General features: G+C 67.0%; 22 protein-coding genes. 14 read left to right on the top strand and 8 right to left on the bottom strand.

Features of this window, described 5'->3' with window-relative positions:
* The first annotated feature begins 78 nt into the window (after positions 1–78).
* The 3 genes from F7R26_RS10500 to F7R26_RS10490 are packed head-to-tail and all read left to right on the top strand — an operon-like array spanning position 79 to position 1,884.
* The gene (locus tag F7R26_RS10500) at positions 79–660 is read left to right on the top strand and encodes a hypothetical protein (RefSeq protein WP_150983535.1); all 582 of its coding nucleotides are present in this window, start codon (positions 79–81) and stop codon (positions 658–660) included.
* A gap of 25 nt (positions 661–685) precedes the next feature.
* Complete coding sequence (locus F7R26_RS10495) at positions 686–1,339, top strand: GNAT family N-acetyltransferase (protein ID WP_150983533.1); 654 nt, start codon at positions 686–688, stop codon at positions 1,337–1,339.
* A gap of 59 nt (positions 1,340–1,398) precedes the next feature.
* Complete coding sequence (locus F7R26_RS10490) at positions 1,399–1,884, top strand: disulfide bond formation protein B (protein ID WP_150983531.1); 486 nt, start codon at positions 1,399–1,401, stop codon at positions 1,882–1,884.
* Positions 1,885–1,957: 73 nt separating this feature from the next.
* Here the strand turns inward: F7R26_RS10490 and F7R26_RS10485 are convergent, their stop codons facing one another.
* Positions 1,958–3,904: an ATP-binding cassette domain-containing protein gene (locus tag F7R26_RS10485; RefSeq protein ID WP_150983529.1), complete on the bottom strand. Its 1,947-nt coding sequence runs from the start codon at positions 3,902–3,904 to the stop codon at positions 1,958–1,960.
* Positions 3,905–4,214: 310 nt separating this feature from the next.
* Here F7R26_RS10485 and F7R26_RS10480 point away from each other — a divergent pair, with 310 nt between their 5' ends.
* From F7R26_RS10480 to F7R26_RS10435, 10 genes are all read left to right on the top strand, one after another.
* Positions 4,215–5,267: a MurR/RpiR family transcriptional regulator gene (locus tag F7R26_RS10480; RefSeq protein WP_150983527.1), complete on the top strand. Its 1,053-nt coding sequence runs from the start codon at positions 4,215–4,217 to the stop codon at positions 5,265–5,267.
* Positions 5,268–5,272: 5 nt separating this feature from the next.
* Positions 5,273–6,226: an isoaspartyl peptidase/L-asparaginase family protein gene (locus tag F7R26_RS10475; RefSeq protein ID WP_150983525.1), complete on the top strand. Its 954-nt coding sequence runs from the start codon at positions 5,273–5,275 to the stop codon at positions 6,224–6,226.
* Positions 6,227–6,307: 81 nt separating this feature from the next.
* The gene (locus tag F7R26_RS10470) at positions 6,308–8,197 is read left to right on the top strand and encodes a dipeptide ABC transporter ATP-binding protein (RefSeq protein ID WP_150983523.1); all 1,890 of its coding nucleotides are present in this window, start codon (positions 6,308–6,310) and stop codon (positions 8,195–8,197) included.
* A gap of 26 nt (positions 8,198–8,223) precedes the next feature.
* Entirely contained in the window at positions 8,224–9,768 is a 1,545-nt protein-coding gene (gene gsiB / locus F7R26_RS10465) for a glutathione ABC transporter substrate-binding protein GsiB (RefSeq protein WP_150983522.1), read from the top strand.
* A 154-nt stretch (positions 9,769–9,922) separates the two neighbouring features.
* Positions 9,923–10,843 carry a glutathione ABC transporter permease GsiC gene (gsiC, locus tag F7R26_RS10460; protein ID WP_150983520.1) on the top strand — a complete coding sequence of 307 codons (921 nt, stop codon included), beginning with the start codon at positions 9,923–9,925 and terminating at the stop codon, positions 10,841–10,843.
* 11 nt (positions 10,844–10,854) lie between these two features.
* The gene (gene gsiD / locus F7R26_RS10455) at positions 10,855–11,772 is read left to right on the top strand and encodes a glutathione ABC transporter permease GsiD (protein WP_150983519.1); all 918 of its coding nucleotides are present in this window, start codon (positions 10,855–10,857) and stop codon (positions 11,770–11,772) included.
* Between the two features lie 13 nt (positions 11,773–11,785).
* Positions 11,786–12,853: a DmpA family aminopeptidase gene (locus tag F7R26_RS10450; RefSeq protein ID WP_170301728.1), complete on the top strand. Its 1,068-nt coding sequence runs from the start codon at positions 11,786–11,788 to the stop codon at positions 12,851–12,853.
* A gap of 13 nt (positions 12,854–12,866) precedes the next feature.
* The gene (locus F7R26_RS10445; RefSeq protein WP_150983517.1) at positions 12,867–13,679 is read left to right on the top strand and encodes a M55 family metallopeptidase; all 813 of its coding nucleotides are present in this window, start codon (positions 12,867–12,869) and stop codon (positions 13,677–13,679) included.
* A 191-nt stretch (positions 13,680–13,870) separates the two neighbouring features.
* Positions 13,871–14,728: a hypothetical protein gene (locus tag F7R26_RS10440; protein ID WP_150983516.1), complete on the top strand. Its 858-nt coding sequence runs from the start codon at positions 13,871–13,873 to the stop codon at positions 14,726–14,728.
* Between the two features lie 95 nt (positions 14,729–14,823).
* The gene (locus tag F7R26_RS10435) at positions 14,824–15,903 is read left to right on the top strand and encodes a M14 family metallopeptidase (RefSeq protein ID WP_150983514.1); all 1,080 of its coding nucleotides are present in this window, start codon (positions 14,824–14,826) and stop codon (positions 15,901–15,903) included.
* A gap of 102 nt (positions 15,904–16,005) precedes the next feature.
* Here the strand turns inward: F7R26_RS10435 and prmB are convergent, their stop codons facing one another.
* The 6 genes from prmB to dapC form a co-directional block, all read right to left on the bottom strand.
* Entirely contained in the window at positions 16,006–16,899 is an 894-nt protein-coding gene (gene prmB, locus F7R26_RS10430) for a 50S ribosomal protein L3 N(5)-glutamine methyltransferase (protein WP_150983512.1), read from the bottom strand.
* A gap of 25 nt (positions 16,900–16,924) precedes the next feature.
* Entirely contained in the window at positions 16,925–18,076 is a 1,152-nt protein-coding gene (dapE, locus tag F7R26_RS10425) for a succinyl-diaminopimelate desuccinylase (protein ID WP_150983510.1), read from the bottom strand.
* 99 nt (positions 18,077–18,175) lie between these two features.
* On the bottom strand, positions 18,176–18,523 hold the full coding sequence (locus F7R26_RS10420; protein ID WP_150983508.1) for an ArsC family reductase: 348 nt from the start codon (positions 18,521–18,523) through the stop codon (positions 18,176–18,178).
* Between the two features lie 37 nt (positions 18,524–18,560).
* Positions 18,561–18,920 (bottom strand): hypothetical protein, encoded by a 360-nt coding sequence (locus F7R26_RS10415; RefSeq protein ID WP_193692056.1) that lies wholly within the window; start codon positions 18,918–18,920, stop codon positions 18,561–18,563.
* A gap of 183 nt (positions 18,921–19,103) precedes the next feature.
* Positions 19,104–19,931 (bottom strand): 2,3,4,5-tetrahydropyridine-2,6-dicarboxylate N-succinyltransferase, encoded by an 828-nt coding sequence (dapD, locus tag F7R26_RS10410; RefSeq protein ID WP_150983504.1) that lies wholly within the window; start codon positions 19,929–19,931, stop codon positions 19,104–19,106.
* An 83-nt stretch (positions 19,932–20,014) separates the two neighbouring features.
* On the bottom strand, positions 20,015–21,232 hold the full coding sequence (gene dapC / locus F7R26_RS10405; protein ID WP_150983684.1) for a succinyldiaminopimelate transaminase: 1,218 nt from the start codon (positions 21,230–21,232) through the stop codon (positions 20,015–20,017).
* A gap of 211 nt (positions 21,233–21,443) precedes the next feature.
* On the opposite strand from dapC, the gene F7R26_RS10400 reads away from it, so the two are divergent.
* A complete protein-coding gene (locus F7R26_RS10400; protein WP_150983503.1) occupies positions 21,444–22,424 on the top strand; it encodes a DMT family transporter in 981 nt (326 codons plus the stop codon).
* Between the two features lie 13 nt (positions 22,425–22,437).
* On the opposite strand, the gene F7R26_RS10395 is transcribed toward F7R26_RS10400, so the two are convergent.
* Positions 22,438–23,313 carry a ferritin-like domain-containing protein gene (locus F7R26_RS10395; protein WP_338404681.1) on the bottom strand — a complete coding sequence of 292 codons (876 nt, stop codon included), beginning with the start codon at positions 23,311–23,313 and terminating at the stop codon, positions 22,438–22,440.
* Positions 23,314–23,495 lie beyond the last annotated feature (182 nt).

Raw genomic sequence — 23,495 nt, 5'->3', positions numbered from 1 at the left:
CCCATTCCTGCCCATTCCTGCCCCTTTTTTCTGCAACCTTGGGTATATTCCGGAGCACTTTTTGATCGGAGTCCATCCATGCGCACTTTCAACGTCCGCCGCCACGCCGGCCTGCTAGCCGCGATCGGCTGCGGCGCCACGCTGCTCTCGGTGCCCGGCGCCGCCGCCGCGGCCGATGCCGGCAAGGCGTTCTTTGACGCAGCGCTGTGCAAGCCGCCCTACACCACGAAATCCGCCACCGCGCTTTACGAGGCTGCCGAGAAGCTCGCCAAGCCGGATCTGTCCAGGCTGGGCGCGGCCATCTACAAGCTGCCGCAGCCCATCGGGCAGGACGGTTTCCAAAGTGATGAAGTGGTATTCGCCGGTACGTCGGCGGGTGTGCTGGTGCAAGGCCTGCAGGCCGAAGCGCTGGCCGCGCGCTACCAGCTCAAGCAGGAGCCTTCGACGTTGCTCGGCACCGCCACCAAGGGGTTTGCCCGCGCTCTGCCGGCCGCTCAGCAGCCCCTGCCCGATCTCGGCACCGTTTCCGTCGTGGCGCGCGAAAGCGCCGCACTGCCTGGCAAGACGCTGCTGATCTGCGAGCTTGTCAGCCACGCGGATGCACGGGCGCTCAAAGCCTATGAGCGCAGCCGGGCGGAGCAGGGCGCCGCTGCGCGCTGACACTGGCCCGGGAGACGCTGCCACCATGCCCGATCAACGCCCTTCGCCGCCAGGCGCGGCTGGCCATGAGCCGGTCGTGCTGGAAACCGCGCGGCTGCGCCTGCGCCAGTGGCGTGAGGCGGATTTCGCACCCTTTGCCGCGCTCAATGCCGATCCTGTGGTGATGGCGTGTTTCCCCGCGCCGCTGGAGCGCGCGGCCAGCGACGCGATGGCGTTGCGCTGCCAGGCGCTGATCGCGCAGCGGGGCTGGGGCTTTTGGGCGGTCGAGCGCAAGGCCGATGGCGCGTTCATCGGCTTTGTCGGCCTGCACGAGCCTGCCGCTGCGTTGCCGTTTTCGCCCTGTGTGGAAATCGGCTGGCGCCTGGCGCAGGCGTACTGGGGGCAGGGCTATGCCTCGGAGGCGGCGCAGGCCGCGCTGCGCTTTGGCTTCGAGCAGTTGGCGCTGGCGGAAATCGTCTCATTCACCGCGCTGCCCAACGCCCGTTCGCGGGCCGTGATGGAGCGGCTGGGCATGGTAGCGGACGGCACCTTCGAGCACCCGGCGGTCGCGCCGGACAGCCCGTTGCGCAAGCATTGGCTCTACCGCTTGCCGTTGGCGCGCTGGCGTGCGTCAATCCGCCGCAAGCAGCGCCTTGCCCATCGCAACGGATTGGGCGGGCACGGTCCGCAAAATCGGTAATAATGTGCCTCGTATTGCGCGCCGGCGCATGTCGCCCGGCCCTTTTCTGCTAGTGAGCCATGCAAGCCAATTCCCGTAGTTTCTTTTTGCTGATCGCCGCGATTTCGTTCGGCCTGGTCGGCTATGCCCTCTACCTGCAGCATGTGGAGGGCTACCAGCCTTGCCCGCTTTGCGTGATGCAGCGCTTTGCCTTCGTCGGCATCGGCCTGTTCTCGCTGCTGGCCGCCATTGCGCAGAACACGCGCAGCCTGTGGCAGGGCCTGGGCATGTTGTCCGGCGTGGCCGGCATCGCGGTGGCGGGCTATCACGTGTCGCTGCTGCTCAACCCCAAGGCCAGCTGCGGCATCGACCCGCTGGAGAACTGGGTCAACCAGCTGCCCACGGCCAAGATCTTGCCGCAGGTGTTCTACTCGGATGGCATGTGCACCACGCCGCTGCCCCCGATCTTCGGCCTGTCGATCCCGGTGTGGTCGCTGATCTGGCTGTTCATCCTGTCCGCCACGCTGGCGGTCGGCATGATCCGGCGCGAGAAGAACTACCGCTGATCTGCCTGGCGCGCAGCGGCGGCTGCCGGCGCGCGCATCCCGGGGGCTGGTGCCCCCGGCACCCCTCGCAGGATCAAACGATCAGCTCGATCTGCTCCTGCAGCTCCAGCCAGCGTTCTTCCAGCGTGTCCAGCTCGCCGCCGACCTCGCCCTGGCGCTTGAGCATCTCCAGCAGCTTTGCCTTGTTGGCCTCCGCATAGCTGGCTTCGTCGGCCATGAACGCGTCGATCTCGCTCTTGGCCTGCTGCAGCACGGCCATGCGCTTTTCCACCTTTTCCAGCTCCTTGGCCAGCGGCTTGCGCAATTGCGTCAGGCGCTGGCGCTCGTCGGCCTCGGCGCGGCGCTGGTCGCGGCGGTTGGCGGTGGAGGCGGCTGGCGCTTCGCCGTCTTCCTGTGCGTGCGCTGCGGTGGCCGCGTTGCGCTTGGCCGCGGCTTGCTTGAGCAGCCAGTCGCGGTAGTCGTCCAGGTCGCCGTCGAAGGGCTGGATGGTGCCGTCGGCCACCAGCAGGAACTGATCGGTGGTGGCGCGCAGCAGGTGCCGGTCGTGGGAGACCACGATCAGCGTGCCTTCGAACTGCGCCAGCGCCATGGTGAGGGCCTCGCGGGTGTCGAGGTCCAGGTGGTTGGTCGGCTCATCCAGCAGCAACAGGTTGGGCTTTTGCCAGACGATCAGCGCCAGCGCCAGGCGCGCCTTCTCGCCGCCGGAAAACGGCTCGATCGACGCCGTGGCCATTTCGCCGCGGAAGTTGAAGCTGCCGAGGAAGTCGCGCAGTTCCTGCTCGCGGGTGTCCGGCGCGAGCCGGGCCAAGTGCTGCAGCGGCGACTCGTGATCGCGCAGCGTTTCCAGCTGGTGCTGGGCAAAGTAGCCAATCTGCAGGCCCTTGCCCTGGCGCAGCGTGCCGGCCAGCGCTTGCTGCGAGGCGGCCAGCGTCTTGACCAGCGTTGACTTGCCCTGGCCGTTGGCGCCCAGCAAGCCGATGCGCTGGCCGGTCTGGATCGACAGCGTGAGGTTGTGCAGGATGGTCACGGGCGGCGCGTCCGGCGTGGGAGCGGGATAGCCGCAGTCCACGCCTTCGAGCACCATCATCGGGTTAGGCGCCGAATCCGGCTCGCGGAACTCAAACGCAAATCCCGCGGCGATATGCACCGGCGCCAGCCGTTCCATCTTCTCCAGTGCCTTGACCCGGCTCTGTGCCTGGCGTGCCTTGCTGGCCTTGGCCTTGAAGCGGGTGATGAAGGATTCGAGGTGAGCGATTTCCTTTTGCTGGCGCGAGTAGGCGGACTGCTGCAAGGCCATCTGCTGCAGGCGCAGCGTCTCGAACTGGCTGTAGTTGCCGCCGTAGCGGCGCAACTGCTGGTTCTCGATGTGCACGGTGACATTGCAGATCGCATCGAGGAATTCGCGATCGTGGGAAATCATCACCAGGGTGCCCGGATAGCGCGCCAGCCAGTCTTCCAGCCAGACGATGGCGTCCAGGTCCAGGTGGTTGGTGGGTTCATCGAGCAGCAGCAGGTCGGACGGGCACATCAGTGCCTGCGCCAGGTTCAGCCGCATGCGCCAGCCGCCGGAGAACGAGGCCACCGGCTGCGACACCTGCGCCAGCGTAAAGCCCAGCCCCAGCAACAGGGCCTCCGCGCGTGCCGGCGCGGTGTAGCCGTCGGCATCGGCAAAGGCGGCGTGGGCTTCGCCCTCGGCGCTGCCATCGCCGCTGGCCTGGGCCGCGGCGATGCGCGCTTCGATGTCGCGCAGCCGTGTATCGCCGTCGATCGTGTATTCCACCGCACTGCGCATGACCGCGGGGGTTTCCTGCGCCACGTGGGCCGTACGCCACTGCGGCGGGATCGCCACGTCGCCGCCGTCCGCCTGCAATTCGCCGCGCAGCATGGCGAACAGGGTCGACTTGCCGCTGCCATTCGCACCGACAAGGCCGACGCGCTCGCCGGGGTTCAGCGTCACGCTGGTGTGGTCGAACAGCACCTTGGTGCCGCGCTGGAGGACTAGCTGGTCGATTCGGATCACGGGAGGGGAAAGGCTGAAGAAGGCTGCGGGTCTGGGGCGGTTGCCCTTGTAGCTCGAAATCTAACCTGCCCCGGCATGGCACGGGGCAACCCGCCATTGTAGCCGCTTCGTATGGCGGCGCCCCCGGAACGCGCGGCGCATGGCGTGTGGCCGTCTTCGTTTTCGATATGCCTAGGTGAAAACCCTTGGGCTGGTAAAACTCTATTTTCATGGCATGGGGTTTGCGTGTAAATTTATTTACATAGATCCGCGCCGGACGAAAACGCTGTTTCCCGCCGCGCGCATCTCCGACCAACCCAATGCACGCGCCATGACCAACGGTAACGGTAGCCACGGCTCTGCCGGAAAAAACGGCAGTAACGGCAGCGCTTCGATCGCGGAGCGCATCGCCCGCGCCTTGCCCACGCTCACGCCAGCGCACCAGCGCATGGCGGAGTACGTGCTGGGCAACCCGTTCCGCGCCGCCACCATGCGCATCGACGAATTTGCCGATGCCGTGGCGGTGTCGGTGGCCACCGCGAACCGCTTCGCGCATGCGCTGGGCTTCGAAGGCTTCCCGCAGTTCCGCGCCGAACTGGTGCGCGGTTTCGAGGCAACGCTTGCACCAGTTGAGAAATTGCGCACCGAACTGGCGCGTCCCGCCACGGTGGCCGAAGTGTTTGCTGCGTCGCTGGAGGAGGATGTGCGCAACCTCGAAGCCTCGCGGCGCGCGCTCGATGCCGAGACCTGCGAGCGCGCGGTGGAGGCCATCCTGGCGGCGGAGCGCATCTTCGTGGTGGGCTTCGGCGCCAGCGGTTTCCTCGCAGGGCTGCTGCAGCATGGGCTGGATATGTCCTGCCGCACCGTGATCTCGGTCTCGGGCGCGGGCGGTGCGTCCACCGCGGCGCGCCAGTTGTTCAAGCTGCAGCCGCGCGACCTGCTGATCGTGATCGGCTTCCCGCGCTATGTGTATGACACCGTGGCCATCGCCAAGCGTGCACGCTCGCATGGCGCGCACATCCTGGCGCTGACCGACGGGCCCACTTCGCCGCTGGCGCCGCTGGCCGATATCGCGCTGTACGCACAGACCGGGCGCCAGCTTTCCGCCAATTCGGATGCGGCCGTGCTGGCCTTTATCGAGGCGCTGTGCGGCGCGGTGGCGTATCGCGCCGCGCATGCGCTCAAGGCCGCCGCCGAGATGACCGACTTCCTGCTGCCGTGGCTGCATGGCGCGCCCCCCGGGCAAGGGCGGGATGGGCGCGAGCCGCGCGACCAACGTGACCAACGCGAACAGCGCCACGAACAACGCCACGACGAAGCGGCCGAAGGCCGCGCCAAGGCGGCCACGGCACGCCGCAAAAAAACTTCCCCGAACGCATCGTGAACCTCATGAACACCCCAGTCATTGCTATCCACGGCGGCGCCGGCACCATCACCCGTGCCGCCATGAGCCCCGCCAAGGAAGCCGAATACACCGCCGCGCTGAGCGCCGTGCTGGAAGCCGGCCAGCGCGTGCTGGCCGATGGCGGCAGCGCGCTCGACGCTGTCACCGAGGCCGTGCGCTTGCTGGAGGATTGCCCGTTGTTCAATGCCGGGCGCGGCTCGGTGCTGACCCACGCCGGCACCTATGAGCTGGACGCCGCGATCATGGACGGCGCCACGCTGGGCGCCGGCGCGGTGGCCTGCGTCAAGCACCTGCGCAACCCGGTGCTGGCCGCGCGCGCGGTGATGGAGAAGAGCCAGCACGTGCTGTTCGCCGGCGAGGGCGCCGAGGCCTTCGCGCAAGCGCAGGGCCTGGAACTGGTGACACCGGACTATTACTTCACGCAAGCGCGCACCGATCAGTGGGCGCGCGCCCGCGCCGACAGCGGCACGACCCTGCTGGACCACGACGCCGCCACGCTGGCCGCGGAACCCATAGACCCGGACACCAAGTTCGGCACGGTTGGCGCGGTGGCGTTCGATGCGAAGGGGCGCCTGGCCGCCGCGACTTCGACCGGCGGCGTGACCAACAAGCAGGTAGGCCGGGTGGGCGATACGCCCATCGTCGGCGCCGGCTGCTTTGCCGACGATGTGGCGGCGGTGTCCGCCACCGGCACCGGCGAGATGTTCATCCGCACCGTGGCCGCGTACGACGTGGCGGCGCAGATGCGCTACGCAGGCGTGCCGCTGCAAGAAGCCGCAGGCCGCGTGGTGATGGAAAAGCTGCCTGCCATCGAAGGGCGCGGCGGCCTCATCGCCGTGGACCGCGAAGGCAACGTCACGCTGCCGTTCAATACCGAAGGCATGTACCGCGGCTTCGCCCGGGTGGGCGAGCCGGTCAATGTGTGGATCTACGGCTGAGCGTGCGCGAGTACGGCAGCGGCATCCGCGCGGCAAGCAAAGCACCAACAAAGCATCAACCTAGGCACTAAAGGGGGCCCAGTGGCTGCATCCTCTTCCCAGTCGACCATCGTCCTGCCAGCGCAACGCGTGGTAGCCGTCAACGATCTCACCGTGCGTTTCTCCACCTCGGAGCGCACGGTGCAAGCCGTGCGCAACCTGTCTTTCCACGTCGATCGTGGCGAGACGCTGGCCGTGGTGGGCGAATCAGGCTCGGGCAAGTCGGTGACCTCGCTCGCGCTGATGCGCCTGGTGGAACACGGCGGCGGCAAGATCGCCACCGGCAGCATGGCGCTGCGCCGGCGCAATGGCCAGGTGCTCGATCTCGCCACCGCTGATGGCGCCGCCATGCGCCGCGTGCGCGGCAGCGACGTGGCGATGATTTTCCAGGAGCCGATGACCTCGCTCAACCCGGTATTTCCGGTGGGCGAGCAGATTGCCGAATCGATCCGCCTGCACCAGGGCAAGAGCCGCGCCGAGGCGCGCGCCGAAGCCCTGCGCATGCTGGAGATCGTGCGCATTCCCGAGGCGCGCCGCGTGCTGGACCGCTTCCCGCACCAGCTTTCCGGCGGCATGCGCCAGCGCGTGATGATCGCCATGGCGCTGTCGTGCAAGCCGGCGCTGCTGATCGCCGACGAGCCCACCACGGCGCTCGACGTCACCATCCAGGCCGAGATCCTGCAACTGATCCGCAACCTGCAGTCCGAGATGGACATGGCCGTGGTCTTCATCACCCACGACATGGGCGTGGTGGCCGAGGTGGCCGACCGCGTGCTGGTGATGTACCGCGGCGAGAAGGTGGAGGAGGGCACCTCCGAGCAAGTCTTCGGCAAGCCCGCGCATCCCTACACCCGTGCGCTGCTGTCCGCGGTGCCCAAGCTGGGCGCCATGCGCGGCACCGACTGGCCGGCCAAGTTCCCGCTGGTGCAGCTGGACCAGGGCGAGCCGGTGGCGCCGGTGCCGCAGGATACGGTGGCGGCGGACGCCTCGCCGATCCTGCGCGTGCGCGACCTGGTGACCCGATTCGACGTGCCGGGCGGCCTGCTGGGCCGCGTGGCGCGCCGCGTGCACGCGGTGGAGCGCGTGAGCTTTGACCTCTACCCGGGCGAGACCCTGGCGCTGGTGGGCGAGTCCGGCTGCGGCAAGTCCACCACCGGCCGCTCGCTGCTGCGCCTGGTCGACAGCCAGAGCGGCACCATCGAGTTCAACGGGCAGGACATCAGCCAGATGCGTGGCGGCGCCTTGCAGACCCTGCGCCGCAATATCCAGTTCATCTTCCAGGACCCGTTCGCCTCGCTCGACCCGCGCGTGCCGGTGGGCTACTCCATCATGGAGCCGCTGCTGGTGCACAAGGTGGCCAGCGGCAAGGAGGCCGAGCAGCGCGTGGCCTGGCTGCTGGAAAAGGTGGGCCTGTCGGCCGCGCACGCCTCGCGCTACCCGCACGAGTTCTCGGGCGGCCAGCGCCAGCGCATCTGCATTGCGCGTGCGCTCGCCTTGAACCCGAAGGTGGTGGTCGCCGATGAATCGGTCTCCGCGCTCGACGTTTCCATCCAGGCGCAGATCGTCAACCTGATGCTGGACCTGCAGCGCGAGATGGGCATTGCGTTCCTCTTCATTTCGCACGACATGGCCGTGGTGGAGCGCGTGAGCCACCGCGTGGCGGTGATGTACCTGGGCCAGATCGTCGAGATCGGCCCGCGCCGCGCCATCTTTGAAAACCCGCAGCACCCGTACACCAGGAAGCTGATGTCGGCGGTGCCGATCGCCGATCCGGCACGCCGCCACCTCAAGCGCGAGCCGCTCTCGGACGAAATGCCCAGCCCGATCCGTGCGCTCGGCGACGAGCCGGTGGTGCAGCCGCTCGTAGCAGTCGGCGGCAACGCCGCATCCCATCATTTTGTAGCCCGGCACGCCATCGGCGGCGCCTACTGAACTGACGAAACCAAGGAGAATCGAAGATGACCCGTTTGGCCCCTTCCAAGTTGATCGCCGGTGGCCTGGCCCTGGCCGCGTTCGGCGCAGGTCCCGCCTTTGCCGCCAAGGATGCCGTGATGGCGGTGTACTCCACCTTCACCACGCTTGACCCGTACGACGCCAACGACACGCTGTCGCAAGCCGCCGCCAAGTCCTTCTACCAGGGCCTGTTCGGCTTTGACAAGGACATGAAGCTGATCAACGTGCTGGCCGAGAGCTATGAAGCCAGCAAGGATGGCCTGACGTACACCATCAAGCTGAAGAAGAACGTGAAGTTCCACGACGGCACCGCCTTCGATGCCGCCGCCGTCAAGGCCAACTTCGACCGCGTCACCAATCCGGCCAACAAGCTCAAGCGCTACACGCTGTTCAACCGCGTGGCCAAGACCGAAGTGGTTGACGCCAGCACCGTCAAGGTCACGCTCAAGGAGCCGTTCTCGCCGTTCATCAACGTGCTGGCCCACCCGTCCGCCGTGATGATCTCGCCCGCCGCGCTGCAGAAGTACGGCAAGGACATTGCGTTCCATCCGGTCGGCACCGGCCCGTTCGAGTTCGTCGAGTGGAAGCAGCCCGATCACCTGAAGGGCAAGAAATTCGCCGGCTTCTGGAAGACCGGCTATCCCAAGATCGACACCATCACCTGGAAGCCGGTGGTGGACAACAACACGCGTGCTGCCATCATGCAGACCGGCGAAGCGGACTTTGCCTTCAGCATTCCGTTCGAACAGGCAGCGGTGCTCAAGGGCAGTGCCAAGGTGGACCTGATCGCCTCGCCCTCGATCATCCAGCGCTACCTGAGCATGAACACCATGGTCAAGCCGTTCAATGACCCCAAGGTGCGCCAGGCCATCAACTACGCCATCAACAAGGACGCGCTGGCCAAGGTAGCCTTCGCCGGTTACGCCACGCCGATGGACGGCGTGGTGCCCGCGGGCGTGGACTACGCCGAGAAGCTGGGCCCGTGGCCGTATGACCCGGCCAAGGCACGTGCGCTGCTCAAGGAAGCCGGTTACCCGAACGGCTTCGAGACCACGCTGTGGTCCGCGTACAACCACACCACCGCGCAGAAGGTGATCCAGTTCGTGCAGCAGCAGCTGCAGCAAGTCGGCATCAAGGCGACCGTGCAGGCGCTCGAAGCCGGCCAGCGCGTCGAGAAGGTGGAGAGCGTGCAGAAGCCGGAAGACGCCGGCGTGCGCATGTACTACGTGGGCTGGTCGTCGTCGACCGGCGAGTCCGACTGGGCGCTGCGTCCGCTGCTGGCCTCCGAATCGATGCCGCCCAAGCTGCTGAACACCGCGTACTACAAGAACGACCAGGTCGACGCCGACATCGCCGGCGCCCTGCGTACCACCGACCGTGGTGAGAAGGCCCGTCTGTACAAGGATGCGCAGGAACACATCTGGAAGGATGCGCCCTGGGCGTTCCTGGTGACTGAAAAGGTGCTGTATGCGCGCAGCAAGCGCCTGACGGGCGCCTACGTGACGCCGGACGGCTCGTTCAGCTTCGACGAGATCGACATCAAGCAGTAAGCGCATTGGCTTAACGCGTGGCGCATCCCATCAGCGCAATGCCACGCGCTCAGTCATCGCTTAGCGGTACAGCGCAGTAAGCCGTGCACGGCCGCCTGCCCACAGTCGCGGGGGCAGGGCGGGCGGCCCGCGGTCTTTAATCATCCGGTGCATCATGCTGAATTACTTTCTCAAACGATTCCTGGGCGTGATCCCCACATTGCTGATCGTGGCAGTGCTGGTGTTCCTGTTCGTCCACCTGTTGCCCGGCGATCCCGCCCGGCTCGCGGCCGGCCCCGAGGCCGACCAGGCCACGGTGGAACTGGTGCGCCGCGATCTCGGCCTGGACAAGCCGCTGCCCGAGCAGTTCGTGCAATTCTTCTCGAACGCCGTGCGCTGGGAGTTTGGCAATTCGCTGCGCACCAAGCGTCCGGTCAGCGAGGAAATCGGCGACCGCTTCATGCCGACCCTGTACCTGACGCTGGCCTCGATGGTGTGGGCGGTGATCTTCGGCATGGTGATCGGGATCAGCTCGGCCGTCTGGCGCAACCGCTGGCCCGACCGCTTAGGCATGACGCTCGCCGTGTCCGGCATTTCGTTTCCCGCCTTCGCGCTGGGCATGCTGCTGATGGAGGTGTTCTCGGTGCAGCTGGGTTGGCTGCCGTCGATCGGCGCCGATACCTGGAAGCACTACATCCTGCCGTCGATCACGCTGGGCGCCGCGGTGGCCGCCGTGATGGCGCGTTTTACCCGTGCCTCCTTTGTCGAGGTGCTGAATGAAGATTTCGTGCGGACAGCGCGCGCCAAGGGCGTGGGCGAGTTCCTGGTGGTGGCCAAGCACTGCCTGCGCAACGCCATGATTCCCGTGGTGACCATGATGGGCCTGCAGTTCGGCTTCCTGCTGGGGGGCTCGATCGTGGTGGAAAAGGTGTTCAACTGGCCTGGCCTCGGACGCCTGCTGGTGGACGCGGTCGAGATGCGCGACTACCCGGTCATCCAGGCCGAGGTGCTGCTGTTCTCGCTCGAGTTCATCCTGATCAACCTGGTGGTCGACGTGCTGTACACCGTCATCAACCCCGCCATTCGTTACAAGTAAGTGAGGCCGGCATGACCCAGCTATCCACGCCCGCCAACGGCGAGCCCGCCGTCCCGGCCGCAGCCGCCACGCAAGAAGCCGTGCGCACGCCCTGGACCGAGTTCTGGCGCAAATTCCGCAAGCAGCACCTGGCGCTCGGCGCCGGCGTGTTCGTGCTGCTGCTGGTGGCGGTGGCGGTCTTCGCCCCGCACCTGGTGCCTTACGACCCGGAGAATTACTTCGACTACGACGCGCTCAATGCCGGCCCCTCCGCCGCGCACTGGTTCGGCGTCGATTCGCTCGGGCGCGACATCTTCAGCCGCATCCTGGCCGGTGCTCGCATCTCGCTGGCGGCGGGCTTTTTCTCGGTGATCATCGGCGCCATCGTGGGCACCGTGCTCGGCCTGCTGGCCGGCTATTACGAAGGCTGGTGGGACCGCATCGTGATGCGCATCTCCGATGTGCTGTTCGCCTTCCCCGGCATCCTGCTGGCGATCGGCATCGTGGCCATCCTTGGCAACGGCATGACCAACGTGATCTTCGCGGTGGCGGTGTTCAGCATCCCGGCGTTCGCCCGCCTGGTGCGCGGCAATACGCTGATGCTCAAGCGCCTGACGTATGTGGAAGCCGCGCGCAGCATTGGCGCGTCCGACTTCACCATCCTGATGCGCCACATCCTGCCGGGCACCATCTCGTCCATCGTGGTGTATTTCTCGATGCGCATCGGCACCTCGATCATCACGGCCGCCAGCCTGTCCTTCCTGGGCCTGGGCGCGCAGCCGCCCACGCCGGAGTGGGGCGCGATGCTCAACGAAGCCCGCGCCGACATGGTGACCGCGCCGCATGTGGCGATTTTCCCCAGCCTGGCCATCTTCCTGACCGTGCTGGCATTCAACCTGCTGGGCGACGGCCTGCGCGACGCGCTGGATCCGAAGATCGACCGGCGCTAAGGAGCGCACGCGGATGTCCGGATCCATGCCGCATATCGGCGCGTTGCCAGCCGGCACGCGCAACAGCATCACCGACGTGCCGGGCGTGGCGGTTGGCCAGTGCACGCTGGCCGACGGCGCTTGCCAGACCGGCGTGACGGTGGTGCTGCCGCACGGCGGCAACCTGTTCACCGACAAGGTGCCGGCCGCCGCGACCGTGCTCAACGGCTTTGGCAAGAGCGTGGGCCTGGTGCAGGTGGAAGAGCTGGGCGTGCTGGAGACGCCCATCGCGCTGAGCAACACCTTTGCCGTGGGCGCGCTGTCGCAGGCGCAGATCCGGCAGGCCATCGCGGCCAACCCGGAAATTGGCCGCGCCTTGCCAACGGTCAACCCGCTGGTGTTCGAGTGCAACGATGGCTACCTGAACGACATACAGGCGATGGCCGTGCAGGAGACGCACTATGCGCAAGCCTGCGCTGCGGCCAGCGGGGATTTCGCGCAGGGCGCCGTCGGCGCAGGGCGCGGCATGTCGTCGTTCGGGCTGAAAGGCGGCATCGGCTCCGCCTCCCGCCAGGTGGGCGAATACCATGTGGGCGTGCTGGTGCAGGCGAACTTCGGCACCTTGCCCCACTTTACCGTGGCCGGCGCGCGCCTTGGCGGCTTGCTGGCCGAACGGCTCCAGGCGTATACGCAAGCGCCGGCGGAGTCAGGGCCGGAGAAAGGCTCGATCATCATGATCCTGGCCACCGACGCGCCGCTCGACGCCCGCCAGCTGCGCCGCCTGTCGCTACGCGCGGGGGCGGGCCTGGCGCGTGCCGGCTCGGTATTCGGCCACGGCTCGGGCGACATCGCGCTCGCTTTTTCCACCGCCTATACCGTGCCGCAGCAAGCCGGCGCGCCCATGCCGGCGCTGGCCATGCTGCACGAAACCCGGCTCGATGCGCTGTTCCATGCCGCCGCCGATAGCGTTGAGCAGGCCATCCTGCATGCGCTGTGGCAGGCCGAAACCGTGCGTGGCCGTGATGGGCACCAGCGTGTCGCGCTGCGCGAACTGATGCCCGAGCTGCCGCAATGGCTGCTGCGCGCGGCACCGACGAACTGAATTTCCACAAGCCATGAAGATCCTGATTTCCACCGACATCGAAGGCGTAGCCGGGGTTTTCCATCCCGAGCAGACCCGCGCCGGCAACGGCGAGTACGAACGCGCCCGCGCCTGGATGACGGCCGAAGCCAATGCCGCCGTGCAGGGCGCCTTCGCGGGCGGCGCGGCCGAAGTGCTGGTCAACGACTCCCACGGCGGCTTTCGCAACCTGCTGCCGGATCAGCTCGACCCGCGCGCGCGCCTGGTGCTGGGCAAGCCGCGCTACCTTGGCATGATGGCCGGGGTGCACGGCTGCGACGGCGTCTTCATGATCGGCTACCACGGCCGCGCGCAAAGCCGCGGGATCCTCGCCCACACCATCAACAGCAGCGCGTTCGCCCGCATCTGGCTCAACGGCCAGGAACTGGGCGAGGCCGGGATCTACGGCGCCCTGGCGGGCGAATTCGGCGTGCCGGTGCTGATGGCCAGCGGCGACGATGTCTTCGTGGACGAGACCCGGCCGCTGATGCCCTGGGTGCGCTATGTGCAGACCAAGCAAGCCGGCGGGCAAGGCAGCGGCACCACGCTGTCGCTTGCCGCATCGCGCGACGCCATTGCGGCGCAAGCCGAGCAAGCCGTACGCGAGCAGGCCGGCCAGCCCCTGAAGATCAGCGGCCCGATCCGCTGCCGCTTGCAAACCCAGGGCCCGGCCTTTGCCGATCTGTTCTGCCAGTGGCCCGCGCTGGAGCGCGTGGACGGCGTGACGCTGGTATTCGATGCCGCTTCGGTGCAGGCGGCCGTGCGCATGCTGAACTGCCTGTCGGCGATGTCGTTCATGCTGAAGTAGGGCGCGGCGTGGCCTGTTGAGGCGGTTGAGGCGGTTGAGGCGATTGAGGCGGTTTTGCCAGCTAGTCCTGCTAGTGCCAGCTAGTGCCGCTGCTGGCCGCATGGTGGACAATAGCGGGTGGCGGGCGCCGTGGCGCCCCGCAGGCAACAGGCCACGTCGCAGCACTCATCACGGCAGGTACAAGCAGATTCATGATCGCAGTCAACGACGGGAGCTGGACTCCCGTACGCAAGGATTTTGTCGAGCCCGGCACGCGCTGCCGGCAGCAGGTCGGCCGTGGGCGGCACCACGGCTTCGGTAACGGCCAGGCCTTTATCCTGCGCGACGGGCAAGGCCACGAGTACCCCTTTGGCGAGGCCTGCGCGCGGGCCGTGCTCGCTGAGCCGGACCTGTTGTACCTGGTGCCAGACTACACCGAGCGGGACGCCGGCCAGCCCGTGCCCGAAGCGACCGCGCCGGACAACGAGGAGTTCGAGGCCGCCGGCCCGGCCGCCCCGCGTGCCCGCGGCGCGGCGCGCGGCGGCCGTCAAGGCAAGGCTAGCGACGCCGCGCTGCGGCGTACGGCCGCCATTCGTTACCTCGTGCTGCGCATGGAAAAGGTGGCCAGCGTGCCGCGCGTGCAACCCACCGTGCGTTTTCCTGCGCTCGAAGCGGTGTATCAGTCCTACCTTGAAACCGGCGAACTGCCGGATGCCCAGGTCAAGCGCATTCTCGCCATCGAGCGCAGCGCAACCACGCCGCCCAAGCTCAAGACCATCAACCTGCTCGATGTCTACACCGCGCACGTCAAGCTGGAGCGCGTGATCCAGGAATCCAACCGCGTCGAGCAGCGCCGTTTCCTGCGCAGCATCCATGACTGGCTGGCGCGCCACCTGGTGCTGTCCGCCGCCCAGATCGCCGCGGCAGGCATCCAGATGCATCCGCATGCGTTCCGCTCCCTGTTGCTGCGTGAGGCGGTGCCGGCGGCGGATGCCGCCAAGGGCGAGAAGGGCGGCAAGGGCGATATGGAAGCCAAAGGCGAGAAGGGCGCCAAGGGCGGCAAAGGCTAGCTGCCCGGCTTCGGGCGGCTTCGGATGGCAATGCCGGCCAAGTTGGCGTTTAATAGCGGCACCCCCACTCCTCGCCAAGCGCGAAATCTGCTGTCATGTCCTTGCACACCAGCTTTTCCCGCAGTTATGCCGAAGCCCGGCAGAAATTCCGTGACGCGGCCCAGGCTGCTGGCGGCACCCTGACCGCTTTTCCCCATCCCACCAAGCGCGGCTGCGCCGACGAGGAACTCGCCATGGATGTCGCCTGGGTGGGCGACGCCGAGGCCAGGCGCGTGCTTATGGTGACTTCAGGCATGCACGGGGTGGAAGGCTTCTGCGGCTCCGGGGCGCAGGTCGCCATGCTGGGCGACGCGGATCTGCTGCAGGCATGCGCCGGCGCGGGCGCGGCGCTGCTGCTGGTGCACGCGGTCAATCCCTACGGCTTCTCGCATATGCGCCGGGTCAACGAAGACAACGTGGATCTCAACCGCAATTTCATGGATTTCACCCAGCCGCTGCCCGACAACGCGCCGTACGCCGAGGTGGCGCCCATGCTGCTGCCCGAGCACTGGCCGCCCTCCGAGGCCGACCAAGCTGCGCTGATGAAGGCGGTGGCCGAGAAAGGCCTGCCCTGGTACCAGGCGGCGGTGAGCGCCGGTCAGTATCAGGCGCCCGAAGGGCTGTTCTTCGGCGGCAACAAGGCGACGTGGAGCAATTACACGCTGCGCCGCATCCTGGCGCGCTTTGGCGCCGGGCGCGAGGCCCTGCGCTGGATCGACGTGCACACCGGCCTGGGCCCGTGGGGCTATGGCGAGCCGATTTACATGGGGCCGGACAACGCGGAACAGATCGGCAAGGTGCGTGCCATCTGGGGCAGCCATGTCACCTCGATCTACGACGGCTCGTCGGCATCGGCCAATCTCAACGGCATGGCCTGGGTCGCCGCGCCGCAGACCTTGCCGACGCTGGCGTATAGCGGCATCGCGCTGGAGTTCGGCACCTTGCCTGTCACTGAGGTGCTGGAGGCATTACGTGGCGATCATTGGCTGCACCTGCACCCGGAGGCGGATGAAGGCCAGCGGAATCTGATTCGGCAGGCGATGTGGCATGCCTTTTATGGGGATGCGGACGACTGGCGGGCGAGCGTGGTGGAGCAGGCCAGGGAGGCGGTGGTGAAGGGGTTGGCGGGATGGTGAGGGACTGAGCGAACTATCCGGGCGTCGCGGCTGGTATCCATTGCGAATCCATTGCGAAGAAAGACGGCCGCAGAAATCTGCGGCCGTGTCCTGTGCAGGCCTTCAACCGGGCAGCGCTTCGTAAGTCAGCAGGAACACCTGTTCCTCGCCGGCGCTGACCGGCAGCCAGACGATTTCCAGTCCGGGGAACGCGGCCTCCACATTGGCGTGCTCGTTGCCAATCTCCACCACCAGCGCGCCGCCCGGGTTCAGGTGCGCTTTGGCGCCGGCGATGATGCGCCGTACCACGTCCATGCCGTCGTCGCCGCCAGCCAGTGCGATGCGCGGCTCGGCCTGGTATTCGGCCGGCAGCGCTTGCATGGAGGTTTCGTTGACGTAGGGCGGGTTGGTGAGGATCACATCGTATTTGGCGCCCGCGCGCAGCGGTGCGTACAGGTCGCCCTCGTACAGGCTGATGCGGTCTTCCATCTTGTAGTCGGCCACATTGCGGCGAGCCACGGCCAGCGCATCCGGCGAGATGTCGACCGCATCGATGCGGGCCTTCGGCCAGACATGCGCGGCGATGATGGGCAGGCAGCCGGAGCCGGTGCACAGCTCCAGCACCGGGCCGATTTCGGCGCTGTCGCCTACCCACGGTTCCAGCCCTTCATGCAGCAGTTCGCCAACGAAGCTGCGCGGCACGATCACGCGCGAGTCCACGTAGAAGCGCAGGCCGTGCATGAAGGCCTCGTTGGTGATATAGGCCGCGGGCACGCGCTCGGTCACGCGGCGCTCGATGACCTGCAGCACGGCGTCGACTTCTTCGGGCAGCAGGCGCGCGTCGAGGAACGGGTCGAGCGTGTCCAGCGGCAGGTGCAGCGTATGCAGCGTCAGGTACGCGGCCTCGTCATAGGCATTGGCGCTGCCGTGGCCAAAGGACAGCTTGGCCTGGGTAAAGCGCGATACCGCGAAGCGCAGCAGGTCGCGCACGGTGAGCAGGGGGGAGGAGGTTGCCATAAGGTCTTTTTCTGGTCCGCGGCGATCAGGCGATCAGGCGTTCCAGCACGCCACGGTAAATGTTCTTGAGGGGTTCGATAAATCGCACTTCCACGTGCTCGTCGATCTTGTGGATGCTTGCATTGGGCGGCCCGAATTCGATCACCTGCGGGCAGATCTTGGCGATAAAGCGGCCATCCGAGGTGCCGCCGGTGGTGGACAGCTCGGTCTTGATGCCCGTTTCCGCCGCGATGGCGCCAGCCAGCGCGTCGGAAAGATCGCCGCGCGCGGTCAGGAAGGGCTCGCCGCCCAGGGTCCAGTCCAGGTCGTAGTCTAGCTGGTGGCGGTCCAGGATGGCATGCACGCGCGCCTTCAGGCCGTCGGGCGTGCTGGCGGTGGAGAAGCGGAAATTGAAATCGACAGTGACATGGCCGGGGATCACGTTGGTGGCGCCGGTGCCGCCGTGGATATTCGACATCTGCCAGCTGGTGGCGGGGAAGTACTCGTTGCCTTCGTCCCAGCGCTCGTTCACCAGATCGGTCAATGCGGGCGCGGCCAGGTGGATGGGGTTCCTGGCCAGATGCGGGTAGGCGATATGGCCTTGCACACCCTTGACGGTGAGCTTGCCCGAGAGCGAGCCGCGCCGGCCGTTCTTGACCATGTCGCCGAGCGTGTCGACGGAGGTAGGCTCGCCGATCACGCAGTAATCGAGCCGCTCGCCGCGCGCCTTCAGCGCTTCGACCACCTTGACGGTGCCGTCGTGCGCGGGGCCTTCCTCATCGCTGGTGATCAGGAAGGCGATCGAGCCGGTGTGGTCCGGGTGGGCCTGCACGAATTCTTCGACCGCTACCACGAAGCCAGCGATGGAGGTCTTCATGTCGGCGGCGCCGCGGCCGTACAGCTTGCCGTCGCGGTGGCTGGGCAGGAAGGGGTCGGAGCCCCATTGCTCCAGCGGGCCCGTGGGCACCACGTCGGTGTGGCCGGCAAAGGCCAGCAGCTTGCCGTCCTGGCCGCGCGTGCCGCGCTTGACGGCCCACAGATTGGTCACGCGGAAGTCGTCCGGGCCGCTGACGATGGCTTCGCAGGCGAAGCCCAGCGCTTTCAGGCGGGTTTCCAGCACGGCCTGGCAGCCTTCATCGGCGGGCGTGACGGAGCGGCGGCGGATCAGGTCTTCGGTGAGGGCGAGGGTGGGGTTCATGGTGGCAGCGAGGAGGCACGTGGCGCCGGCGTCCGGCGGGGGGGCATGGTTCGAGTCTTGCGTCCTGGCAGCGCGCATGTCCTGGCGCTGCCATCGGGCTTAAAAAAGGCTGGCGTAATTATCCGGCGAAAACCCTACGCTGACGCTGCCCTTGTGGGCCAGCACCGGCCGCTTGATCAGCGACGGGCTTTGCTGCATCAGCGCAATCGCGCCGGCTTCCTGTTCCGCAAGCGCCTTGTCCGCGTCGGACAGCGCGCGCCAGGTTGTGCCTTTGCGGTTGAGCAGGGTGGCGAGCGGCACATGCGCGAGCCAGCCGCGCAGCATGGCTTCGTCCACGCCTTGCTTCTTGAAGTCGTGGAAGGTGTAATCCACACCATTGGATTCCAGCCAGGTGCGGGCTTTCTTGACGGTATCGCAGTTGGGAATGCCGTAGAGCAGGACAGTCATGGCGATGAGCGGAGAAACGCGGGGCCGGCCGGTCTGGCTAGCGCAGCAAAAGGTTGAGGGCGACCACCAGGCCGGCAAGCCCGAGCGCAAAGCCGGCCATGGCCACGCCGGTCATCAGGCGCAGGCGGCGATCCAGCCGTGCGGCTTCGCGGCGCAGGGCTTCGATGGTGATGGCGTGTTGTTCGGCCAGCAGCTTGACGGCCTCGGCCTGCTGCATGGCGGCGTTTTCCAGGTCCGCAATGCGCGCGGCAGGGTCGCGCGTGTCCGGGCCAGGCACGTCGGCGCTGCCATCGCGGCGCTTGCCCTTCTTGATCTTCTCGATGGTCTTGTTGGCCTGTTCGAGGATCGTGGGCAGCAGCGAGAGAACGGTGGTGACAGTGGTCGGGTCCAGGGCCATGAGTCGCTTGCGAAGGGCGGGCCAGCGGCGGCCGGCGGCGGTATCCATTGAGCGGGAACCGTTGGAGAGCGGGCAAAGGGGTGAGGGGAGCGTTAGCGTTCCGATCCGGCATTCCGGTTCAGACCGGCCGTGCACGCGCACGCTTGCGGGCCAGGGGCGCTCCCCTCGATGCGGCGGGCGAGATCAGTCGCCGCGCAGCAGGTCGTTCAGGCTGGTCTTGGCGCGGGTCTGCGCGTCCACCTTCTTGACGATCACGGCGCAGTACAGGCTGTACTTGCCGTCCTTGGAGGGCAGGTTGCCCGCCACCACCACCGAGCCAGCCGGCACGCGGCCGTAGTGGATCTCGCCGGTTTCGCGATCATAGATCTTGGTCGACTGGCCGAGGTACACGCCCATCGAGATCACCGAGTTTTCTTCCACGATCACGCCTTCGACCACTTCCGAGCGCGCGCCGATGAAGCAGTTGTCTTCGATGATGACCGGGTTGGCCTGCAGCGGCTCGAGCACGCCGCCGATGCCGACGCCGCCGGACAGGTGGACGTTCTTGCCGATCTGGGCGCACGAGCCGACGGTGGCCCAGGTGTCGACCATGGTGCCTTCATCGACATAGGCGCCGATGTTGACGTACGAAGGCATCAGCACGGCGTTCTTGGCGATGAACGAGCCACGGCGGGCGACCGCCGGGGGCACCACGCGGAAGCCGCCCTTGGCGAAGTCGTCAGCGGTCCAGTTGGCGAACTTGGTCGGCACCTTGTCGTAGAACTGGGCGAAGCCGCCTGCGGACATCGGCGCGTTGTCTTCCAGGCGGAACGACAGCAGCACGGCCTTCTTGATCCACTGGTTGACAACCCATTCCTTGCCTTGCTTCTCGGCCACGCGCAGGGCGCCGGTGTCGAGCTGGCCGATCACATTGGCCACGGCTTCGCGGATGTCGTTGGGGGCGGACTTGGGCGAGAGGCTTGCGCGGTCTTCCCATGCCTGGTCGATCAGGGCTTGCAGTGCTTGCGTCATATGCGTGTTTTCAGTGGTTGATCGTTGTCTACAACAAAATACGGTGTGTGCGCTTCGGCGCACTTTGTCCGCGTCCGCGGGTTTCAGCCCAGCGACTTGCAGAAGGCGACGATGCGGCGCGCGCCTTCCAGGCATTCCTCGGGCGTGGCCACCAGCGCCATGCGCACGCGGTTGGCGCCCGGGTTGATGCCATCGGCCTCGCGTGCCAGGTAGCTGCCCGGCAGCACGGTGACGTTCTGCTCGGCCAGCAGCCGCGCGGCGAACTCGGTGTCGGACAGGCCGGTGCGCGAGACATCCGCCCACAGGTAGAAGCCGGCATCGGGCAAGGCCACGTCCAGCACCTCGGCCAGCATCGGCGTGACCTCGGCAAACTTGCGCACGTAGGCGGCGCGATTGTCGCGCACATGGGCCTCGTCGTTCCAGGCCGCCACGCTGGCGGTCTGCACCGCCGGGTTCATGGCGCCGCCGTGATAGGTACGGTATAGCAGGAATTTCTTCAGCAGGGCGGCATCGCCGGCCACGAAGCCCGAGCGCAGTCCCGGCACGTTGGAGCGCTTGGACAGGCTGGAGAACATCATCAGGCGCTCGAAGGGATGTGCGCCTTCGGCGCGGCCCAGCTTGTGCGCGGCTTCCAGCGCGCCCAGCGGCGGCTCGCCTTCCTTGAAGTAGATCTCGGAGTAGCACTCGTCCGAGGCGATCACGAAGCCATGGCGGTCGGACAGCGCGAACAGCTCGCGCCAGTCTTCCAGCGACAGCACGGCGCCGGTCGGGTTGCCCGGGGAGCACACAAAGACCAGTTGCACCTTGGCCCAGGTCTCGGCGCTGATGCGGTCGAAAGCGGGCGCGAAGTTGCGCGCCGGATCGCTGTTGGCGAACACCGGCGTGGCGCCGGCCAGCAGCGCCGCGCCTTCATAGATCTGATAGAACGGGTTGGGGCACAGCACCAGCGCGCCGGGCTGGCTGGCGTCGACCACGGTCTGGGCGAAGGCGAACAAGGCCTCGCGCGAGCCGGTGACCGGCAGCACCTGGGTGGCTGCATTGACCGCCGGCAGGTTGTAGCGGCGCTGGATCCATGCGGCCATGCACTGTCGTAGTGCATCCGATCCGGCCGTTGTGGGATAATTCGCCAGCCCTTGCAGCGCGTTCGACAGCGCTGTCTTGATGAATTCGGGCGTGGGGTGCTTGGGTTCGCCGATGCCGAAGCTGATCGCGGGCAGCGCGCCGTTTGGTTTGACGTCAGCCAGCAGCGCGCGCAGTTTCTCGAACGGATAGGGCTGGAGCAGGTCGAGGCGGGGATTCACGATCAGGTTCAGGCCGGTGGGGCCAAGCTCAAAGCCGGTCATTATAAAGGATTGCCGGGCATTCCCGCGTGCCGGCCGGGCTCTGGCGGCGCGGCGCGCCGGCTTGTCCCTGGCTATTCCCGGCTGTCCCGAGCGGCCCCGGTCGCCCCGTGGTGATTTCCGATACCGAATGCTGACTGGCTGCCCAAGTGGCAGCCTTAACCGTTTTCCCATGAGCAATCTGCCCGCAACTTCCACCGCTTCGGCCCCGGCCGACCCGCATGCCTTCAAATCCACCTTGTCCATCCTGCTGGGCGCCTCGGTCTGGGGCATCGCCTGGTTCCCCTATCGGGTGCTCGCCGGCTGGGGGCTGGGCGGCATGACGGCAGCCGCGCTGGTGAGTGCCATGGCCGCGCTGATCGCTCTGGTGGCCTTCGCCCGCCACCTGGGCGGCCTGCGCTGGTCTTGGCTGTTCGTGGCGATCGGGCTGGCGGCGGGCGTGACCAACGCCGGCTTTGTATGGGGCAGCGTCAACGGCCATGTGATGCGGGTGTTGCTGCTGTTCTACCTGACGCCGGTATGGACTGCCTTGTTTGCCCGCGTCTTCCTGGGCGAGAAACTGTCCGCATCCGGCTTGCTGCTGGTGGTGCTGGCGCTGTTTGGCGCGGGGCTGATGTTGTGGACGCCGGAAGTGGGCCTGCCGCTGCCCACGCACGCGGCGGAATGGTCCGGCCTGATCGGCGGCATGGGGTTTGCCGTCAACAATGTGCTGTCGCGCCGGGCCGGCCAGCTTTACCCGGAGATGGATGCGCGCCTGCGCACCGTGATGGTCTACGTGGGCTGCACCGCGGTCGGCCTGCCGTGCGCGCTGTTGCTGGAGCCGGGCGGCGTGGCGCTGGCGCCGGTGATTGGCTGGGGCGGCGTGGCGCTGATGCTGGGTCTTGCCGCCACGCTGGTGCTGAGCAATTCGGTGGTCCAGTACGGGCTGCAGCGCCTGCCGGCCAACCGGGTATCGCTGCTGATGCTGTTCGAGATCGTGATCGCGGCAGTGTCGTCGTGGTGGCTGGCGACCGAGACGCTGAGCTGGAAGGAGGCCGCCGGCGGCCTGTGCATCGTTGCGGCTGGCGCCTTGTCGGGGCTGGTGCACCGCACCAAGGCGCGCCGCGCCGGCACTGCCGCCGGTGCGGCGGACCAGGCACTGCAGCCGCAATAGCTGGCGCCGCGCCTCAATAGAGCATCGCCCGCGACACCACCGCTACCAGCGGCTTGCGGATGGCGCGCTCCACGCCGGCATGCAGGTGCAGCGGGCGCAGCAGCATCTTGACCGTCATCTCGATCGGCAGGTTGCGCCGGATCACGGCGCTTACCCGGGAGTTGAGCTTGCGCACGTCCCGTTGCGGGATATCCTCGGTGCCGCGCTCGATGCGCAGCACGTTGCGCAGCGCGATCTCCGCGTCTTCGTTCTTGATTTCCAGCAAGCGGCGCACCAAGGCACCCAGTACACGCAGGCGGCCGAGCCGTTCCACGCCGTTGAAGGTGTTGAAGTAGCGGTAGAAGTGCTTGTAGTGGCGTACCTCGTCATCGGCGATGCGCCGCGTCAGGTTGCGCAGCACCGGCTCGTCGCTGGCTTGCTCCAGGGAGCGGTAGAGGGCCGCGGTGCCAGTCTCGACCACGCAGCGCGCGGCCATCTCGAGGGCTTTCGTGGGCTCGAATTTGTCGATCGAGCAGGTATGGCGGTACTCCTCGAAGAACCGCGCATAGCCGCGCTGCCAGTCGAACTCGGGCCAGACATGTTCCACGTAGCGCCGCAGGGCCAGGCCGTGCTGCAGCTCCTCCGCCTCCCAGTGGTCGGACAGCCAGCCGGAAGCCTCGGGATTGGCGGCGTAGTAGCTGGCCAGGTTGCCGGCGTACGTGTCCGAGCCGCTTTCGACAAAGGAGGCCGACACCAGCAGGTAGAACAACTCCCGATCGGCCCGGACAAGGGCGGTGTCGATAGCCTGGAAATCGATGTCGCCCAAGGACCATGGCGGCGTTTTGACCACATTCCCGGCATTGTGGCCGGGCAAGCTGCTGTCTGATATCGCCGGTGAGAAGGCGGTCATGCTGGACACTCCCAGAAGGGTCGCGAAGCCGGGCTCCGCGTTGGCCGGTGGCAGCCATTGCGCCGGTGACGGGGCGGCGGGTGCAATGGGCCTCAAGGATCACGCTGACAATAAGAGACTAGCACTAACCCTTGGAAGTTTCCCGCCGGCGCCAAGAAGGGCGACGACGTCAAGCGCAGGGT

Source organism: Cupriavidus basilensis (assembly GCF_008801925.2).
Classification (GTDB): Bacteria; Pseudomonadota; Gammaproteobacteria; order Burkholderiales; family Burkholderiaceae; genus Cupriavidus; species Cupriavidus basilensis.
This window is presented reverse-complemented; position numbering and strand designations above follow the sequence as displayed.